Source organism: Pseudomonas sp. PARCl1 (assembly GCF_947311875.1).
Lineage (GTDB): Bacteria > Pseudomonadota > Gammaproteobacteria > Pseudomonadales > Pseudomonadaceae > Aquipseudomonas > Aquipseudomonas juntendi.
This window is the reverse complement of the sequence record NZ_CAMZMX010000018.1, coordinates 60,687-76,113: the sequence shown is the minus strand read 5'-3', so window position 1 is coordinate 76,113 and position 15,427 is coordinate 60,687. Positions and strand designations below refer to the sequence as shown.

Here is a 15,427-nt window from a genome sequence, read left to right as displayed (position 1 = left end):
TAACCAAGGGTCAGGGTTTCTGGCAACTCGGTTGCCAGGTCGGGAAAGCATTTCACCCACCCGCGCAGCTTGGAGTTTAGGCACGATCTAAAGGTTGCGTTGTTGATTGCGAAAAATTTGCTGTTCGAATACCTGCTCTGGCGGTGAGGTGCGGCGATATAAAGTCCCCTGGAGCCTTGCAAGGCGCGCGCGGGCAGCGCCAGAATGCTGCGTATCTGCCCCGCCGAAGTAAGGAAACCCAATGCCCGATCCTGTCGCTGCGCGCCTGCGTCTTGCGCCTGAAGCCCTGACCCGGCGTTTCTCACCCGAGCAGTTTGCCTTTACCAATACCGACGATCTGGAGCCGTTTCGCGGAGTCCTGGGCCAGGAACGTGCTGTCGAGGCCCTGCAGTTCGGCGTGGCCATGCCACGCCCTGGTTACAACGTGTACGTGATGGGCGAGCCCGGCACCGGGCGTTTCTCGTTCGTCAAACGCTACCTCAAGGCCGAAGGCAAACGCCAGCAGACCCCGGCCGACTGGGTATACGTCAACCACTTCGACGACACCCGCGAGCCGCGGGCACTGGAGCTGCCGTCCGGCACCGCCACCGAGTTCATCGCCGACATGGGCGGGCTGATCGACAACCTGCTGGCCACCTTCCCGGCGGTGTTCGAGCACCCGTCGTACCAGCAGAAGAAGGGCGCCATCGACCGCGCCTTCAACCAGCGCTATGACCGTGCCCTGGATGTGATCGAGCGGGCGTCGCTGGAGAAGGACGTGGCCTTGTACCGCGACTCCAGCAACGTCGCCTTTACCCCCATGGCCGATGGCAAGGCGCTGGACGAAGCGGAATTCGCCCAGTTGCCGGAAGAGGTGCGCGAGCAGTTCCACGAAGACATCGCCCAGCTCGAGGAGCAGCTGAACGAGGAGTTGGCCAGCCTGCCGCAGTGGAAGCGCGAGTCGAACAACCAGTTGCGCCAGCTGAACGAAGAAACCATCACCCTGGCCTTGCAACCGCTGCTGGCGCCGCTTTCGGAAAAGTACGCCGAGAACGCCGCGGTCTGCGCCTACCTGCAATCGGTGCAATTGAACCTGCTGCGCACCGTGGTCGAGCAACTGGTCGATGACAGCAAGACCGACGCCGTTGCCCGCAAGCTGCTGGAAGAGCAATACGCGCCAAGCCTGGTCGTGGGCCACTACGCCAACGGTGGCGCACCGGTGGTGTTCGAGCCGCATCCGACCTACGACAACCTGTTTGGCCGCATCGAATACAGCACCGACCAGGGCGCGCTGTATACCTCGTATCGCCAGTTGCGCCCGGGGGCGCTGCACCGGGCCAATGGCGGCTTCCTGATCCTCGAAGCCGAGAAGATGCTGGGTGAGCCGTTCGTGTGGGACGCGCTCAAGCGTGCGCTGCAATCGCGCAAGCTGAAAATGGAATCGCCGATCGGTGAGCTGGGCCGGGTGGCTACTGTCAGCCTGCAGCCGCAGATGATCCCGCTCAATGTCAAGCTGGTGATCATCGGCTCGCGGCAGCTGTACTACGCACTGCAGGACCACGACTCTGACTTCCAGGAGATGTTCCGCGTGCTGGTCGACTTCGACGAAGACATGCCCATGGTCGACGAGAACCTGGAGCAATTCGCCCAGCTGTTGCGCACCCGCACCAACGAAGAAGGCATGGCGCCGCTGACCAGCGATGCGGTGGCGCGCCTGGCCACGTTCAGCGCACGCCTGGCGGAGAACCAGTCGCGCTTGTCGGCCCGTATCGGCGACCTGTTCCAGCTGGTCAGCGAAGCCGACTTCATCCGCCAGCTGGCCGGTGACGAAATGACTGACGCCGGCCATATCGAGCGGGCGCTCAAGGCCAAGGCCACTCGTACCGGCCGGGTATCGCAGCGGGTACTGGACGACATGCTTGCCGGCATCATCCTGATCGACACTGAGGGTGCGGCGATTGGCAAGTGCAACGGGCTGACGGTGCTGGAAGTCGGCGATTCGGCGTTCGGCATGCCGGCACGTATTTCGGCCACGGTATACCCGGGCGGCAGCGGTATCGTCGACATCGAGCGAGAGGTCAACCTGGGCCAGCCGATCCACTCCAAGGGGGTGATGATCCTCACCGGTTACCTGGGCAGCCGCTACGCCCAGGAATTCCCGTTGGCGATTTCCGCGAGTATCGCCCTGGAGCAGTCCTACGGCTATGTCGACGGTGACAGCGCCTCGCTTGGCGAGGCGTGCACGCTGATCTCGGCCTTGTCGCGTACACCGCTCAAGCAGTGCTTCGCCATTACTGGCTCGATCAACCAGTTTGGTGAAGTGCAGGCCGTGGGTGGGGTGAACGAGAAAATCGAGGGCTTCTTCCGCCTGTGCGAAGCGCGTGGCCTGACGGGCGAGCAGGGGGTCATCATCCCGCGTGCCAACGTGGCTACCCTGATGCTGGACGAGCGTGTGTTGCAGGCTGTGGAAAACGGTATGTTCCACGTCTACGCCGTCAGCCAGGCCGACGAGGCGCTCAGCCTGCTGGTAGGTGAAGAGGCCGGGGTGCTGGATGACAAGGGCCAGTTCACCGAGGGCAGTGTCAACGCCCGGGTGGTGGAACGCCTGCGGGAAATCGCCGAGATGATCAGTGAGGAGGAGATCGAAAGGGCGGAAAAGGAGCGCCTTGAGGAAGTCATCGCCCAGGCCAAGCCCGCCTGAGTCAATAAACCGGCGCTGGCGGCCATGTGCTACCGTTCAGCGCCGGTTTTCCAACTTTCTGTTTTCCTCTTCTATGCTGGAACTTAAGGAAGGAACAGCGTTCAGGATGGAAACAGCCTGAGGGTTTCAGGCTGAACAAGGCTCATTGGAGGGGACGCGGCCATGCGCAACCTCAGCCTCACACGCCAGTGCCTGGGCCTGGTGACCCGCATCGAATGCAGCATCCGCCCATTGGCCGGCGACACCGGCATGTGGACCTTGCTGTTCGCCGCCGGCATGGCCGGTGAACAACCCTCTGCAATCAAGGCCCAGGGGCCGTTCCATGGGCCAATGGTGGCCGAGTCGGTGCTGCACGCCATCGTCGACAGCCTGACCCTGCACGGGTACCAAGTGGCAGAAGACCCGCAGATCTGGTGTTTGCACCTGCAGGCGCAGCTGCGCCGGATCAACGGCGAGCGCTGCCGGAACCTGGGGGACTACCAGTTCCATCCGGAGACCTGAGCGAGCGCTAGGGCCGCTTTGCGGGCCGATCGCGACGCAAGGCCGCCCTACAGGGGGTCGTGGTCGCCTGGATCGGGCTTTTGCTGCAACAGGTGGCTGGCTATACTCGCCGTCGCTTTTTTAGTCACCTGATGAGTCCCGAACTTCATGGAACGTATCCTCGAAAACGCGATGTATGCCTCGCGCTGGCTGCTCGCCCCGATCTACTTCGGCCTGTCACTCGGCCTGCTGGCCCTGGCGCTGAAATTTTTCCAGGAAGTGGTCCACGTCCTGCCCAACGTCTTCGCCCTCAGTGAAGCCGACCTGATCCTGGTGATCCTGTCGCTGATCGACATGTCGCTGGTGGGCGGCCTGCTGGTGATGGTGATGATTTCGGGCTACGAGAACTTCGTTTCGCAACTGGACATCGACGAAAGCAAGGAAAAGCTCAACTGGCTGGGCAAAATGGACTCTTCGTCGCTGAAGATGAAGGTGGCCGCATCGATCGTGGCCATTTCGTCCATTCACCTGCTGCGCGTGTTCATGGACGCACAGAACATCTCCACCGACTACCTGATGTGGTACGTGATCATTCACATGACCTTCGTGGTTTCGGCGTTCTGCATGGGCTACCTGGACAAGCTGACCAAGCACTGAGTCGTACAGGGCTGTTCGCGCGCGCAGCCTTTGGCCTGGTAGCTGCTCGCGGCGGCCCAGTGTGCTAGGCTGCTCGCCCTTTTCATCAAGGGCGCGGCTGCACTGCGCCCTGCAGTGGAGCACGACAATGTCCGAACTCAACCTGTCCACCGACGAAACCCGCGTCAGCTACGGCATTGGCCGTCAGCTGGGCGGCCAGCTGCGCGACAACCCACCACCAGGCGTCAGCCTGGAAGCGATCCTGGCCGGCCTGACCGACGCTTTCAACGGCGCCGACAGCCGCGTCAGCGAAGCCGACCTGTCGGCCAGCTTCAAGGTCATCCGCGAAGTGATGCAAGCCGAAGCGGCGGCCAAGGCCGAAGCCGCTGCTGCCGCGGGCAAGGAATTCCTGGTCGAGAACGCCAAGCGTGACGGCATCACTACCCTGGCTTCCGGTCTGCAGTTCGAAGTGCTGACTGCCGGCGACGGCGCCAAGCCAAGCCGTGAAGACAACGTGCGCACGCACTACCACGGCACCCTGATCGACGGCACTGTGTTCGACAGCTCCTACGAGCGTGGCCAGCCGGCTGAATTCCCGGTCGGCGGCGTGATCGCTGGCTGGACCGAAGCCCTGCAGCTGATGAACGCAGGCAGCAAATGGCGCCTGTACGTGCCGAGCGAGCTGGCTTACGGCGCCCAAGGCGTGGGCAGCATCCCGCCGCACAGCGTGCTGGTGTTCGACGTCGAGCTGCTCGACGTTCTGTAAGATCGCCGGGGCCGCTTTGCGGCCCATTCGCGGGCTCGCCCGCTCCCACAGGTGTCGCGTTAGCAGTACTTGTGGGAGCTGGCTTGCCAGCGATGAGGCCGGCGCTGCCAACCTCAATTCCAATCCGTTCCCGTAGGGCGCAACGCCCGCGCATAGCAGAACAGAAACAGATTGCGCACCAGCTCCTTCAATACCCCCGGTTCACTCGAATTCAACCCGCTCATGTCCAGGTCGCCCTGGTCACGCAGTTCGTCGAGGGCTTCTGCTTCGAGTACCGCGCACACCTCGCCGGTTTCCCGATGAAGAATGCGCAGGTAGGGGTGAGGGCGGTCCAGCCAGGCGTCGATCAGATAAGTCATGGCTACTCTCCTTGGAAATCGATTCCAATGAGAATAATTCTTATTATCAGAATAGCAAGCGCCAATTGGCGGAATTCATGTAATCAGACTTTGCGAACGAACTCGGACTTCAGCTTCATGGCGCCGATGCCGTCGATCTTGCAGTCGATGTCGTGGTCGCCATCGCACAGGCGGATGTTCTTGACCTTGGTGCCGACCTTGACCACCAGGGATGAACCCTTGACCTTCAGGTCCTTGATCACGGTGACGGTGTCGCCATCCTGCAGGATGTTGCCGACCGAATCCTTTTTCACCACCTCGTCGCTGGCAGCCTCGGCATCGCCGCTGGCCGACCACTCGTGGGCGCATTCAGGGCAGATCAGCTGAGTGCCATCCTCATAGGTGTATTCGGAATTGCATTTCGGGCAGGGTGGCAGAGTGCTCACTTCGGTTCCTCAAACAAACAGACGGGCGGTAGAAAGCCCGCATTGTAAAAGGTATTTTTCCAGAAGGGATTATGTCCGGACAAAAGCAACCGCGGGCTTGCCCGCTCCCACAGTGTTGGTATCAACCTGTGGAAGCGGGCAAGCCCGCGAAGAAGCGGCTCGGTGTGTCAGTGCGTGCGCGCGACTGCAAACTCGCTCAGCTCAACCAGCGCATCGCGGTACTCGCTGGCTGGCAGCACCTCAAGGCATGCAATGGCGCGCTTCACGTAATCACGAGCCAGCTCTGCGGTGTACTGCAGCGCACCCGATTCCTCGACTGCCACGCGAATCTGCTCGAGGTCTTCCAGGCCGCCCTTCTGAATGGCCTGGCGCACCAGCGCCGCCTGTTCGGCGGTGCCTTCGCGCATGGTGTAGATCAGCGGCAGGGTAGGCTTGCCTTCGGCCAGGTCGTCGCCAACGTTCTTGCCCAGCGTCTGCGAGTCGCCCTTGTAGTCCAGCAGGTCGTCGACCAGCTGGAAGGCCACGCCCAGGTGGTCGCCGAAGGTTCGCAGGGCTTCGCGCTGCGCGTCCGTGGCTTCGGCCAGCGCCGCGGCGCTGTGGGTGGAGGCTTCGAACAGCATGGCCGTCTTGCCCCGGATGACCTCCATGTAGACTTCCTCGGTGGTGCTGGCGTCGCGTACCCGCGACAGCTGCAGCACCTCACCCTCGGCGATCACCCGGGTGGCCTTGGACAGGATCTGCATGACCGGCATCGAGCCCAGCTCGACCATCATTTCGAACGAGCGCGAATAAAGGAAGTCACCCACCAGCACGCTCGGCGCGTTACCCCACAGGGCATTGGCGGTGGAACGGCCGCGGCGCATGCCGGACATGTCGACCACATCGTCGTGCAGCAGGGTGGCGGTGTGCAGGAACTCGATGGTGGCAGCCAGCAGGCGCAGGTCGTCGCCTTCACGGCCCAGGGCCTTGCCACACAGCAGGACCAGCAGGGGGCGCAGGCGCTTGCCGCCGGCGGACGTGATATAGTCGCCGATCTTCGATACCAGCGGCACGCGCGAGGTCAGCTGCTTCTTGATGATCTCGTCGACGGCGCTGAAATCATCAGCTACCGCGCGGTAGAAGGTTTGGGGTTGCATCGGCTGCTCCAGTGAGGTTGCGCGGCATGCTAGGTCGCAGGTCCCGGTGTGTCAAGGCGCGGTGCCAGCTGGCCGGGGGCGGCACTTGCAAGCAAAACCGTGGTTGCGTACAATCGCGCACCCTAACTTCCTGGGCAGCACCTGCCTTACGCAATTGCGCCGGGCCGTTCCAGCCCTGTGCAGCCATGCCAGCCAATACTCATCATATAAAGCGCTGGGTGAGCAGGATTATCGGAGAAATACCATGTCTTACGCAGTAATCGTTACCGGCGGCAAGCAGTACAAAGTCGCTGAAGGTGAATTCCTCAAGATCGAAAAACTGGAAGTCGCCACTGGCGAATCCGTGACTTTCGATCGCGTCCTGCTGGTCGCCAACGGTGAAGAAGTCACCATCGGTGCTCCAGTTGTTGCTGGCGCTAAAGTAGTGGCCGAAGTCGTTTCGCAAGGCCGCCACGACAAGGTTCGCATCATCAAGTTCCGTCGTCGTAAGCACCACATGAAGCGTATGGGCCACCGCCAGTGGTTCACCGAGATCAAAATCACCGGTATCCAGGCTTAATCCCCTAGATCCCCTGAATTTATTTGGAGAATTGAACCATGGCTCACAAGAAGGCTGGTGGTAGTACTCGTAACGGTCGCGACTCAGAATCGAAACGCCTTGGCGTGAAGATGTATGGCGGCCAGGTTATCAAGCCAGGCAACATCATCGTCCGTCAGCGCGGCACCGAATTCCACGCTGGCTACGGCGTTGGCATGGGCAAGGACCACACCTTGTTCGCCAAGATCGAAGGCGTGATCAAGTTCGAGAAGAAAGGCGAGTTCATGCGCCGTTACGTGAGCATCGTCGCCGCTTAATCGCGACGTCGCTCCAGAAGCCCCGTCATGCGACGGGGCTTTTTCGTTTGTGGTGAGCCTCTTGCAAAGCTGTTTGTCTGGGTTGCCGGCGTTGGTTTCTACGGTCGTACGGGGCCGCCGCGCTCATTTTTGCAAGAGCCTCATGTTTTTGAGTCATTCAGCTCGTCTGCCGACGAGAGGCGGTTTTAATGAAGTTTGTTGACGAAGTATCTATTCGGGTCAAGGCCGGTGACGGCGGCAACGGTTGCATGAGCTTCCGTCGCGAGAAGTTCATCGAGAACGGTGGCCCCAATGGCGGGGATGGCGGGGACGGCGGCTCGGTGTACATGGTTGCCGACGAAAACCTGAACACCCTGGTCGACTACCGCTACACCCGTCACCACGAAGCCCAGCGCGGCGCCAACGGCGGCAGCACCGACTGCACCGGCAAGAAGGGTGAAGACCTATTCCTGCGTGTGCCGGTCGGTACTACCGTGATCGATGCTTCCACCCAGGAAGTGATCGGTGACCTGGTTACCCCGGGGCAGAAACTGATGGTCGCCCAAGGCGGCTGGCACGGCCTGGGGAACACGCGCTTCAAGTCCAGTACCAACCGGGCACCGCGCCAGACCACCCCAGGCAAGCCGGGTGAGCAGCGTGACCTGAAGATGGAAATGAAGGTGTTGGCCGACGTGGGCCTGCTGGGCCTGCCAAACGCCGGCAAAAGCACCTTCATTCGCTCGGTTTCGGCCGCCAAGCCGAAAGTGGCCGATTACCCGTTCACCACCCTGGTGCCGAACCTGGGTGTGGTCAGCGTCGACCGCTGGAAGAGCTTCGTCATCGCCGACATCCCCGGCCTGATCGAAGGTGCTTCCGATGGCGCCGGCCTGGGTATCCGCTTCCTCAAGCACCTGGCCCGCACCCGCGTGCTGCTGCACCTGGTGGACATCGCGCCGCTGGACGAGAGCAGCCCTGCCGACGCAGCCGAAGTGATCGTCAACGAGCTGACCCGCTTCAGCCCGTCGCTGGCCGAGCGTGAGCGCTGGCTGGTGCTGAACAAGGCCGACATGGTCATGGACGACGAGCGCGACGCACGCGTGCAGGAAGTGGTCGAGCGCCTGCAGTGGGACGGTCCGGTCTACGTGATTTCGGCCATCTCCAAGCAGGGCACTGAAAAGCTCAGCCACGACCTGATGCGCTACCTCGAAGACCGCGCCGACCGCCTGGCCAACGACCCGGCCTACGCCGAAGAGCTGGCCGACCTCGACCAGCGCATCGAAGACGAAGCCCGTGCCCAGCTGCAGGCCCTGGACGACGCCCGCACCCTGCGTCGCACCGGCGTCAAGAGCGTGCACGACATCGGCGACGATGACGGTTGGGACGATGACTTCGAGGACGACGAAGACGGCCCGGAAATCATTTACGTGCGCGACTGACCGGTTGCAGTACACTAAACGCCGCTCTCTGGAGCGGCGTTTTTGTATCCACGGTATCTACAGATTCGACATAGGTTGGAAGAAGATGCGAAGCAAGGTGACGGGCGCCAAGCGCTGGGTCGTGAAGATTGGCAGTGCTCTGCTGACCGCCGATGGCAAGGGCCTCGACCGCGGGGCCATGGCCGTTTGGGTCGAGCAGATGGTCGCGCTGCGTGAGGCGGGCGTGGAGTTGGTACTGGTGTCCTCCGGGGCCGTTGCTGCCGGCATGAGCCAGCTGGGCTGGACCTCGCGACCGAGCGCGATGAACGAGCTGCAGGCCGCTGCGTCGATCGGCCAGATGCGCCTGGTGCAGGCCTGGGAGTCGAGCTTCGGCGAGCACGGCAAGCACACCGCGCAGATCCTGCTGACCCATGACGACCTGTCCGACCGCAAGCGTTACCTGAACGCCCGCAGCACCCTGCGTACCCTGGTCGACCTGGGTGTGGTGCCCGTCATCAACGAAAACGACACCGTGGTCACCGACGAAATCCGTTTCGGCGACAACGATACCCTGGCGGCGCTGGTGGCCAACCTGGTCGAGGCCGACCTGTTGGTGATCCTTACCGACCGTGATGGCATGTTCGACGCCGACCCGCGCAACAACCCCGAGGCCCAGCTGATCTACGAAGCCCGTGCCGACGACCCGGCGCTGGATGCCGTGGCCGGCGGCACCGGTGGCGCGCTGGGCCGTGGCGGCATGCAGACCAAGCTGCGCGCCGCGCGCCTGGCGGCCCGCTCGGGTGCCCACACCATCATCATCGGTGGCCGCATCGAGCGCGTGCTCGACCGCCTGAAGGCTGGCGAGCGTCTGGGGACCTTGCTGTCACCCGAGCGCGGCATGCTCGCGGCGCGCAAGCAGTGGCTGGCTGGGCACTTGCAAACCCGTGGCACCCTGGTGCTGGATGCCGGTGCCGTGCAGGCGCTGCGCCAGGCCAACAAGAGCCTGCTGCCGGTGGGCGTGAAAACCGTGCAGGGCAGTTTCCGCCGTGGCGAGATGGTGGTGTGCGTCGGCCCGGACGGTGCAGAGGTCGCCCGTGGCCTGGCCAACTACAGCGCCCTGGAGGCGCAGAAGATCATTGGCCAGCCTTCGGATGCCATCGAGAGCACCTTGGGCTACATTGCGGAGCCAGAACTGGTGCACCGCGACAACTTGGTTCTGGTCTGAGGGTTTGGCTGTGCTGAGAAGGATGATTGCCGTTGCCGCGTTGGCTTTGCCGATGCTGGCCGGGGCTGAGGAAATCGGCCAGGTGTCCACCGTGTTCAAGTTCCTTGGGCCGAACGACCGCATCGTGGTGGAAGCCTTCGACGACCCCAAGGTCGAAGGTGTGACTTGCTACCTGTCGCGGGCCAAGACGGGCGGGGTGAAAGGCGGGCTGGGCCTTGCCGAAGATCGGGCGGAGGCCTCCATCGCCTGCCGCCAGGTCGGGCCGATCAGCTTCAAGGGTGAGCTCAAGGATGGCGAGGAGGTGTTCAAGGAGCGCACCTCGCTGGTGTTCAAGACCATGCAGGTGGTGCGCTTCCTCGACAAGAAGCGCAATACCCTGGTGTACCTGGTGTACAGCGACCGCATCGTCGAGGGCAGCCCACAGAATGCGGTGACGGCGATTCCGATCTTGCCTTGGGCGCAGTGATCGCCTGATAGATGGCCGGGAGGCCTTTGGCCTCCATCGCGACGCAAGGCCGCTCCCGCAAAGGTCCTGCATATGCCGGTCAATGTGGGAGCGGCCTTGTGTCGCGAAAGGGCCGCAAAGCGGCCCCAGGTTCCTCAGGCCAACTCTTCGGCCTGATCCTCACGCACAACCGCTTTCACCTCATCCAAGCGGCTGATGAACTTCCAGTCCGCCTCGTCGATGTAGATGCCATTCGGCCCGCTGCCACCTTCCAGGTCGATCGCCACACGTGCCGATACCTGGGGCTTCACGCTCGCCAGAATCGGCACGAAGCCCAGCTGCAGGCTGGTTTCCAGCAGTGCCGCCTGGTTGCGCTCGTCGATGTCGGCCGCTTCGTCCAGGTAGTACGGCAGGCGAATACGGCCGGCCAGGTCGCGGTCCATCAGGTGCAGCAACAGGTACATGTTGGTCAACGCCTTGATGGTCATGGTGGTGCCGTTGGACGCCGCACCATCGATGTCGGCATGGATGACCGGCTGGCCGTTGACCTTGGTGATCTCGAACGCCAGCTCGAACAGGTCCTTCAAACCCAGTTGGTTGTGGTTGGCCGCCACCAGGCGCGCCAGGTACTCCTTGGCCTCTTCGTTCTTGTTGTCCTGCTCGGCGCTCTGGGTCAGGTCGAATACCGACAGGGTTTCGCCTTCCTCGTACTGGCCGGCGCTGTGGATGATCTGGTCGATATGCTTGAGCGCTTCCTTGTTCGGCGCCAGCACCACGCGGAAGCTTTCCAGGTTGGATACCTGGCGCTTGTTGATCTCGCGGTTGAACAGCGCCAGCTGGTGCTCGAGGCTGTCGTAGTCGCTGCGGATGTTGCGCAGGGTGCGGGCGATGTCGGTCACCGCCGCGCGGCGCGCCTTGGCCAGGGTCAGGGCTTCATCGGTGCGGTGCGCATAGGCGTTCACCAGCAATTGCAGGCGGCGCTCCATGTCGTCTTCACTGTCGAACTTGGCCACGCCTTTCAGGCGCACCTGGGCATACAGTGCCTCGATCTGGTTATCGACGCGCTGCAGGCTCTGCCAGCTGTCCTGGTAGTCGTTGAGCAGCGGCAGCAGGTTGTCCATCGAATCGTCGATGGCTTCCATGAAAGGCGTACCGTAGGGCAGGTCGGCCGGCAGCAGTTGGCGGCGGCGCAGGGCGTCTTCCAGGGTGCGCTGCTTGGACTCGAGGTCGCCGAGCTGGCGGCCGACCAGTTGCAGCTTGGCCGACAGTTGCTGGACGCGTTCGGTGAACGCGTCGCTGGAGCGCTTGAGCTCGTCCTGGGCGGCTTCCAGTTGCGACAGTTGCTCGAGTTTTTCCGGCTCTTCGGCCGCGAGGGTCTGGCTGCGGCGGTAGTCTTCCAGGGCCTTCTGGGCGTCCAGCACTTCCTGATACAGGGTTTCGGTCTGGGCTTTGGAGGCCGAGCGGTCGGCGGCTACGGCCTGCTGGGTCTTGAGCTGTTTCAGCTCTTTCTCCAGGCGCTCTTTCTGGTCGCGCAGGGCGGCGCGGTCGGCCAGGGCCTGCAGGGCCGGCGGGTCGATGTTGGTCAGGTCGATGGCCAGGCCCGGCGCCTCGAAGCGCTCGCCCTTGAAGCCGTCGAGCACCGCTTCCAGCGATTTTACCCACAGGTCGCTGTCGTCCAGCTCGATGCCGCGCTCGCCCAGTGGCAGGCTGAACAGCGCACCGTTGAACAGGCGCATCAGGCGGTCGACGTCCTGCTGCGAGAACTCTTCGCGCAGGCGTGCATAGCTGTTGTTGTCGGCATGGTCGAGCTGCTGCTTGACCTGCTTCAGGCGCTTTTCCAGGTCGCGCACACGCTCGTCGAGGTCTTCGGCGCTGAACTGCCGCGACTGGGCCAGGGCACCGGCCAGTTCGTCGTGCGCGTCCTTGGCTGCCAGCAGTTGCTGCTCCAGCACCTTCACGTCCTCGACCAGCGCAAAGCGGTGCTTGAGGACCGACAGCTCACCCAGCCAGCGCTGGATACCGGTGATTTCGCGCTCCAGGCGCATCAGCTCCTGGGTGCCGCCGCGCTGGTCGTTCTGCAGGCGGTCCTGCTCGCCACGGTAGTGCTCGGCCTGGATCACCAGCTCTTCCTTGCGCGCCATGGCGTATTCCTGCCAGGTGCCCAGCAAGGTGTCGAGCACCGGGGAAATGCGGTGCAGCTTGCCGCGCAGGATGTCACGCTGGGCCACGCCGCCCGCCAGCGCCTCGACCAGCGGGCCGGCCGCGACCAGGGCGTTGTAGTCCTGTTCCATGCGGCGTACGTCGCGGAAGGCCTCTTCGCAGGCGGCGATGTAGTCGACACTGCCCGAGCGCAGGCTGTGCTCGAAGGCATCGAGGAACAGTTGCTTGAGCTTGGCCGCAGTGATTTCGCGCATGTGCAGCAGGTTGATGAACAGTGCGCGGAAGGTTTTCAGGCTTTGCTCGCTGGTGGAGCGCAGCGGGATCATGGTCAGGTCCAGCGGCACCGACGTGTGGCCGCCGACCAGCAGCCGGCGCAGCTCGTCGGGCTTGACCTCGTAAGCCTTTATGCCCAGGCGCTCGAGGTTGGTGAAGAGCTCTTTCTGGCGCAGGCAGGTGTCGTTCTTCTGGTAGTGGGCCAGGTCCAGTTCGCCCTTGTAGGCGAAGAACTGGTGACCGAAACCACCGCCCGGCCCGCGGCCGACCACGCCAATCACGTGGGGGCCATGGGGCAGGCTCAGTTCGCAGAGAATGTACGAGGTGTCGCTGGCAAAGTAGAAGCGGCGCGACTGCTCGAGGCTGTACTTGCCGAAGCTCATGTCTGACATGCGTGCCAGGATCGGGAACTGCAGCGCGTTGATCGACGCCGATTTGCCCAGGTTGTTGGCGCCGTAGACCGACAGCGGGTGCTCCAGCGGGAACAGGCCAAGGCTGTAGCCTGCAGTGTTGAGCAGTGCGAAGCGGCGGATGCCGTAGCGTTCCTGGCTCATGCGTCAATCTCCTGTTGCTCTTCGCGGATGGCCCGGGCCAGGGCGTCCTCTTCGCTTTCCTCGTCCTCGAACGGCGTGAGGTCCAGCGGGTCGTCGGTGCGGTTGAGTTCTTCGGGGCTTTCTTCCTCGACCAATACCGGGGTCGGCAGCGGCAGGTCGCTGTGCAGCGTGGCGGCCAGGTCGCGGTCCTGCTGCACCGACAGGCACACGTCGAGGAAACGGTGCATGGGCGGCAGGAAGCGGTAGATGCCGCCTTCTTCGTGGGCGAAGCCCAGCTGGGTCATGCGCCGCAGGATCTTCTCTTCAAGCTCGTCGACGGTCTGCACCTCGGCCTGCAGGAACAGGTCGCGGTACTTGTCCAGCAACGAGGGCAGCTCGTCGCGGCCGATACTGCCGCCGTCCAGCACTGCCATGGGGTCGCGGCCCTGGTCCGCCAGGTGCTCGACCAGGATGAAGGTGAACAGCGACAGGCGTTGCGCGGTCTTGTTGACCTGCGCGGCGGTCATGTCCGGCACGAAGTAGTAGAAACCACGGGTGTCGCACACCAGCTCGAAGCCCAGGGCCTTGAACAGGGTGCGGTATTGGTCCTGGAAGTTCGACAGCTGAGCGTACAGCTCGGGGTCGCGACGGCTGATGTGGAAGCCTTTGAACAGCTCGCGGAAGATCGGCGCGAGCTGGGACAGTTCGGAAAGATCAAGATGCATGGGCTGGGCTCGCGTTGGGGTCGGTAGGCGCGCTGTTGGCGTCTTCGCGGCTGGAGGTCAGGGCGAACGAGCGCAGGCTGACCAAGTGTTCCTGGGTGGTGTACTCGCGCCGGTCCAGGCGTTCGCGCTTGAAGCGCTTTTCCCGCGACAGGCGCGAGAACCAGTACAGCAACTCGTCGGTGGCGCCTTCGGGCTCCTGCTCCAGCAGCCACACCATCAGGTCGGGCAGGGGCAGCGCCTGTTCGCAACGTTCGGCCATTTCCTTGACCGTGCGCGGGGCGCGGGGCAGGGCACCGGACTGCGTCTTGTGGGCCTTGGGGAAGCGCGCCGGCTTGGGCTCGAAGCGGGCCAGGGCGTACACGTAGGCTTCGACCTGGCTGGCACTGCCGAGGAAGGTGCTTTGCGGGCGGGTGAACATCGGCATGGCCGCTTGCGGCACGGCATCCAGGCCCTTGCGCCGGATCACCGACAGGGCCAGTGCGGCGCCACGGGTCACGGCGTTGTGCCGACGGGCTTCTTCGCGCAGCGGCAACAGCAGTTCGCGGGCGTGGCGCAGGGTGAGCTGAGCGTTGGTCTGCATCTCCAGGATGCGCGCATGGGTGCGCAGCAGCATGTCGTCATCGACCAAGTGGCCCAGGCGCGCCTGTTCGCCCAGCAGCTTGAGCAGCACGGTCTCGACCTTGCGCACGCCCTGCTCGAAGGCGCCGTCGGCGTTGACCAGCTGGATCATCGGCTCGACGTACTCGTCCCAGGTGGCCAGGACCTCGGCATAGCGCTGGCGCAGCGGGATCTGGCGGTTGCTGGTCTTGGCCCGTTCGGCCACGGCCACCAGCGCCTGCTCGTCGTTGTCGAGCTTTTTGAGCACATCGCGCACGCGCATGTCGAGCAGGCGCAGCTGGCGCGCCAGGTCGTCGCTGTCGCGGTTGTCGAAGGCGTCCTGGATGTGCCCGGCAAGGCGTTCCAGGTGGCGCAGGTAGGCTTCGATCTCCAGGCACAGGCCCAGCCGGTGCTCGCGGCGCAGGTAGGCGAGAAAGTCGTGTATCTGCGCGTTGAGCTCGAAACGGTTCGGGCTTTTTGCCACCGGGACCAGGATGTCCAGGCGGATCCACACGTCGAGCAGCTGGGTGATGTCCTGCGGGGTGCTTTCTACTTGCTGGCGGGCCACATGCTGGCGCAGCTCGACCAGGCTCAGGGTGCCCTGGTCGAAACGCTCGCACAGCGGCTCGATCAGGGCCCAGTGTTCGGCTAGGGCGCGCAGGACGCGCTTGGGTTCGATCATTGGCTTCGACTCGTTGCCAAGAAAAAGGGGCGATTGTACTGCATCCGGGGGGCAGG

General features: G+C 63.4%; 15 protein-coding genes. 9 read left to right on the top strand and 6 right to left on the bottom strand.

Going from position 1 to position 15,427, the window contains the following annotated elements:
• Positions 1 to 241 precede the first annotated feature (241 nt).
• From QME24_RS12560 to QME24_RS12545, 4 genes are all read left to right on the top strand, one after another.
• Positions 242 to 2,680: an ATP-binding protein gene (locus QME24_RS12560; RefSeq protein WP_154211140.1), complete on the top strand. Its 2,439-nt coding sequence runs from the start codon at positions 242 to 244 to the stop codon at positions 2,678 to 2,680.
• 162 nt (positions 2,681 to 2,842) lie between these two features.
• Positions 2,843 to 3,181 (top strand): hypothetical protein, encoded by a 339-nt coding sequence (locus QME24_RS12555; protein WP_009686099.1) that lies wholly within the window; start codon positions 2,843 to 2,845, stop codon positions 3,179 to 3,181.
• Between the two features lie 147 nt (positions 3,182 to 3,328).
• A complete protein-coding gene (locus tag QME24_RS12550) occupies positions 3,329 to 3,817 on the top strand; it encodes a TIGR00645 family protein (RefSeq protein WP_003247486.1) in 489 nt (162 codons plus the stop codon).
• A gap of 127 nt (positions 3,818 to 3,944) precedes the next feature.
• Positions 3,945 to 4,562 (top strand): FKBP-type peptidyl-prolyl cis-trans isomerase, encoded by a 618-nt coding sequence (locus tag QME24_RS12545; RefSeq protein ID WP_009686101.1) that lies wholly within the window; start codon positions 3,945 to 3,947, stop codon positions 4,560 to 4,562.
• A 113-nt stretch (positions 4,563 to 4,675) separates the two neighbouring features.
• Here the strand turns inward: QME24_RS12545 and QME24_RS12540 are convergent, their stop codons facing one another.
• The 3 genes from QME24_RS12540 to QME24_RS12530 form a co-directional block, all read right to left on the bottom strand.
• Positions 4,676 to 4,921 carry a hypothetical protein gene (locus QME24_RS12540; protein WP_054903906.1) on the bottom strand — a complete coding sequence of 82 codons (246 nt, stop codon included), beginning with the start codon at positions 4,919 to 4,921 and terminating at the stop codon, positions 4,676 to 4,678.
• Between the two features lie 83 nt (positions 4,922 to 5,004).
• On the bottom strand, positions 5,005 to 5,346 hold the full coding sequence (locus QME24_RS12535; RefSeq protein WP_009686103.1) for a zinc ribbon domain-containing protein YjdM: 342 nt from the start codon (positions 5,344 to 5,346) through the stop codon (positions 5,005 to 5,007).
• Between the two features lie 167 nt (positions 5,347 to 5,513).
• Positions 5,514 to 6,482: a polyprenyl synthetase family protein gene (locus tag QME24_RS12530; protein WP_029884883.1), complete on the bottom strand. Its 969-nt coding sequence runs from the start codon at positions 6,480 to 6,482 to the stop codon at positions 5,514 to 5,516.
• A 244-nt stretch (positions 6,483 to 6,726) separates the two neighbouring features.
• Between QME24_RS12530 and rplU the strand changes: the two genes are divergently transcribed.
• The 5 genes from rplU (at position 6,727) to QME24_RS12505 (ending at position 10,422) form a co-directional block, all read left to right on the top strand.
• Positions 6,727 to 7,041: a 50S ribosomal protein L21 gene (gene rplU, locus QME24_RS12525; RefSeq protein ID WP_003247466.1), complete on the top strand. Its 315-nt coding sequence runs from the start codon at positions 6,727 to 6,729 to the stop codon at positions 7,039 to 7,041.
• 38 nt (positions 7,042 to 7,079) lie between these two features.
• Positions 7,080 to 7,337: a 50S ribosomal protein L27 gene (rpmA, locus tag QME24_RS12520; RefSeq protein ID WP_003247464.1), complete on the top strand. Its 258-nt coding sequence runs from the start codon at positions 7,080 to 7,082 to the stop codon at positions 7,335 to 7,337.
• 188 nt (positions 7,338 to 7,525) lie between these two features.
• Positions 7,526 to 8,752 (top strand): Obg family GTPase CgtA, encoded by a 1,227-nt coding sequence (gene cgtA, locus QME24_RS12515; RefSeq protein WP_029884881.1) that lies wholly within the window; start codon positions 7,526 to 7,528, stop codon positions 8,750 to 8,752.
• 85 nt (positions 8,753 to 8,837) lie between these two features.
• On the top strand, positions 8,838 to 9,956 hold the full coding sequence (gene proB / locus QME24_RS12510) for a glutamate 5-kinase (protein ID WP_009686107.1): 1,119 nt from the start codon (positions 8,838 to 8,840) through the stop codon (positions 9,954 to 9,956).
• A 22-nt stretch (positions 9,957 to 9,978) separates the two neighbouring features.
• Positions 9,979 to 10,422 carry a CreA family protein gene (locus QME24_RS12505; protein WP_161892746.1) on the top strand — a complete coding sequence of 148 codons (444 nt, stop codon included), beginning with the start codon at positions 9,979 to 9,981 and terminating at the stop codon, positions 10,420 to 10,422.
• 134 nt (positions 10,423 to 10,556) lie between these two features.
• Here QME24_RS12505 and mksF read toward each other — a convergent pair whose 3' ends face one another.
• The 3 genes from mksF to mksB are packed head-to-tail and all read right to left on the bottom strand — an operon-like array spanning position 10,557 to position 15,371.
• Positions 10,557 to 13,388, bottom strand: a complete 2,832-nt coding sequence (gene mksF, locus QME24_RS12500; RefSeq protein WP_235768474.1) for an Mks condensin complex protein MksF — start codon at positions 13,386 to 13,388, stop codon at positions 10,557 to 10,559.
• The gene (gene mksE, locus QME24_RS12495) at positions 13,385 to 14,092 is read right to left on the bottom strand and encodes an Mks condensin complex protein MksE (protein WP_280091234.1); all 708 of its coding nucleotides are present in this window, start codon (positions 14,090 to 14,092) and stop codon (positions 13,385 to 13,387) included. Before mksE ends, mksF begins: the two co-directional genes overlap by 4 nt.
• Complete coding sequence (gene mksB / locus QME24_RS12490; RefSeq protein ID WP_009686111.1) at positions 14,082 to 15,371, bottom strand: Mks condensin complex protein MksB; 1,290 nt, start codon at positions 15,369 to 15,371, stop codon at positions 14,082 to 14,084. Before mksB ends, mksE begins: the two co-directional genes overlap by 11 nt.
• Positions 15,372 to 15,427 lie beyond the last annotated feature (56 nt).

Coding starts and splice junctions, on each gene's coding strand:
- mksF (WP_235768474.1), bottom strand. CDS start 13,388: ATGAGCCAGGAACGCTACGGCATCCGCCGCTTCGCACTGCTCAACACT.
- QME24_RS12545 (WP_009686101.1), top strand. CDS start 3,945: ATGTCCGAACTCAACCTGTCCACCGACGAAACCCGCGTCAGCTACGGC.
- rplU (WP_003247466.1), top strand. CDS start 6,727: ATGTCTTACGCAGTAATCGTTACCGGCGGCAAGCAGTACAAAGTCGCT.
- QME24_RS12530 (WP_029884883.1), bottom strand. CDS start 6,482: ATGCAACCCCAAACCTTCTACCGCGCGGTAGCTGATGATTTCAGCGCC.
- QME24_RS12550 (WP_003247486.1), top strand. CDS start 3,329: ATGGAACGTATCCTCGAAAACGCGATGTATGCCTCGCGCTGGCTGCTC.
- QME24_RS12540 (WP_054903906.1), bottom strand. CDS start 4,921: ATGACTTATCTGATCGACGCCTGGCTGGACCGCCCTCACCCCTACCTG.
- QME24_RS12560 (WP_154211140.1), top strand. CDS start 242: ATGCCCGATCCTGTCGCTGCGCGCCTGCGTCTTGCGCCTGAAGCCCTG.
- rpmA (WP_003247464.1), top strand. CDS start 7,080: ATGGCTCACAAGAAGGCTGGTGGTAGTACTCGTAACGGTCGCGACTCA.
- cgtA (WP_029884881.1), top strand. CDS start 7,526: ATGAAGTTTGTTGACGAAGTATCTATTCGGGTCAAGGCCGGTGACGGC.
- proB (WP_009686107.1), top strand. CDS start 8,838: ATGCGAAGCAAGGTGACGGGCGCCAAGCGCTGGGTCGTGAAGATTGGC.
- mksE (WP_280091234.1), bottom strand. CDS start 14,092: ATGCATCTTGATCTTTCCGAACTGTCCCAGCTCGCGCCGATCTTCCGC.
- QME24_RS12555 (WP_009686099.1), top strand. CDS start 2,843: ATGCGCAACCTCAGCCTCACACGCCAGTGCCTGGGCCTGGTGACCCGC.
- QME24_RS12505 (WP_161892746.1), top strand. CDS start 9,979: ATGATTGCCGTTGCCGCGTTGGCTTTGCCGATGCTGGCCGGGGCTGAG.
- mksB (WP_009686111.1), bottom strand. CDS start 15,371: ATGATCGAACCCAAGCGCGTCCTGCGCGCCCTAGCCGAACACTGGGCC.